General features: G+C 66.2%; 2 protein-coding genes. Both read right to left on the bottom strand.

Annotated features, from left to right (window positions below; genetic code table 11):
• Window positions 1-194: 194 nt before the first annotated feature.
• Window positions 195-1,178, bottom strand: coding sequence for a TerC family protein (locus AB0J09_RS63040; RefSeq protein ID WP_360713868.1), 984 nt, complete (start codon window positions 1,176-1,178; stop codon window positions 195-197).
• Between the two features lie 179 nt (window positions 1,179-1,357).
• Window positions 1,358-2,129, bottom strand: a 772-nt coding sequence (locus tag AB0J09_RS63035; RefSeq protein ID WP_360713866.1) for a glycosyltransferase family 4 protein, incomplete at its 5' end; no start/stop codon positions are given.

The raw sequence follows: 2,129 nt of genomic DNA, 5'->3' as shown, positions 1-2,129 counted from the left end.
GCCGCCGCGGCCGCCGTCGGGATGAGCCACGGGGAGACCCCGCGTGCGAGCCTGACGCGGCTCGACTTGGCAGAATCGTCTGACACGTACAACCTTTGGTGGAGACCGAATTGGGCGCTTTGCCGTGATGTTACAGAACAAGCAACTATGACACGGCGCAACTACACAAGCAAAGCGCCTCGAAGTCCTTTTCGCTAGACCTGCTCCGGGTGTGGCTCCTCGCCCTGGCGCGCGTCGATACGCGCTTTGATCAGGCTGGCCACGGTGGTGACGACCATCGTGGCACCAATGACCGAGAGCGACACCCAGATGGGGATTTCGGGCGCCCAGGAGACATCACTGGCGTGCAACGCCTCCAATATCAGCTTAACCCCGATGAACCCGAGGATGAACGCCAAACCATAGCTGATGTAGACCAGTCGTTGCAGCAGCCCGCCCAGCAGGAAGTAGAGCTGACGCAGTCCCATCAGGGCGAACGCGTTGGCCGTGAAGACGATGAAGGGGTCCTTGGTGAGCCCGAAGATCGCGGGAATCGAGTCGAGCGCGAACAGCAGGTCGGTGCTCCCGATCGCGACCATCACGATGAGCATCGGGGTCACCATGCGCCTGCCGTCGATCTTGACGGTGACCTTGGAGCCGACGTACCCCTCGGTGGTGGGGAACGCCCTGCGCACCCACCTCAGCAGGATGTTCTCGTTGAACTCCTCTTCCTCGTCCTTGAGGTGCTGGCGGATGAGGTTGATCGCGGTGTAGACGAGGAAGGCGCCGAACAAGTAGAACAGCCAGCTGAAGCGCTCCAGCGCCGCGGCCCCGAGCGCGATGAAGATGCCGCGCATCACGAGCGCCAGCAGGATCCCGACGAGCAGGACCTTGTGCTGGTAGGCCCGCGGCACGGCGAACCTGCTCATGATGATGAAGAAGATGAACAGGTTGTCGACGCTCAAGCTGTATTCGGTGATGTAGCCGGCGAAGAACTCCCCGGCCTTGTCAGGTCCGAACGTGCCCCAGAGAATCGCCCCGAACACCACAGCCAGTGCGACGTAGAACGTCACCCAATATCCGGCCTGCCGCATGGAGAACTCTCGGGCTTCTCCGCGGTCAACGATCCACAGGTCAATGGCCAGGACAACAAGGAGACCGCCGATCACGGCGATCCAGGCCCACACGGGTACAGTCACGACTCAAGACCCTCCGGCATGCACGACTCATTGCCGGAGGTCTCTCCCGCCCGCTCACAACTGCGGACCGGCAGCCCCGGGGGCCCCGTGGAGTGGGGCTGCACCGTGATGACGAGGCTGTCGCGAAGGGATACTCCCCTCCCTAACCCAGGCAGTATATGAGAACGCCCCGACCCGGCCTAATCATCCTCCGGATCTTGAGGGCCGTACACGGCCAGCGCGTTCTCCACGGCGTCGTCGGCTCCGGGCATCTCCCGCCCGCGCCGCTGAGCCGCCGCGGCCAGCGTTTCCGCAGCTCCAGGCGCTGCGATGAGCTCCCGTACGGCCGCGCGCAGCCCCTCGACGTCCCCATAAGGGACCAGGATCCCGGCGTCTCCCAAAATTCCTGGAATGCCCCCTACTTTGGAGGCGATCGCCGGCGTTCCCGACATGAGCGCCTCGCGAAGGGTGAGCGGCTGACCCTCCCAGCGGCTCGGCATCAGCAGAGCGACGGCGGCCCCGAGCAGGTCGGGCACGTCCTGCCGGTGTCCCAGCAACACCACGGGCAGCTTCTCGTCCTCGATCCTGCGCCGCAGCTCCTCACGCAGCGGCCCGTCACCCGCGATCACGAACAGCGGCTCTCCGCCGGGCCAGGGCCCGGCGGCGACGTCGAGCAGCGTCTCGAGCCCCTTCTGCTGGGCCAGCCTGGCGAGCGTCAGAAAAACAGGCCGGTCGCCCGCGCCCAGTTCGTCCCTGACCTCCCGAGGCGTTCGTTTCGCCGGGCCCGGCGCGGGCGCCGGCACCACGGCGGCCCGCACGTCCCTGGCGCCGAGCCGGGACATGCCCTCGCCGAGGTCCGGCGAGACCACGAGCACGTGGTCGGCCCGCCGGGCCACGATCCGCTCCAGCACCCCGTAGACGAGCCCGACGAACCCGCCGGCGGTCAACGCGTTGTGCAGGGTGACGGCCAGC

The organism is Nonomuraea sp. NPDC049784 (assembly GCF_040659615.1).
Classification (GTDB): Bacteria; Actinomycetota; Actinomycetes; order Streptosporangiales; family Streptosporangiaceae; genus Nonomuraea.
This window is presented reverse-complemented; position numbering and strand designations above follow the sequence as displayed.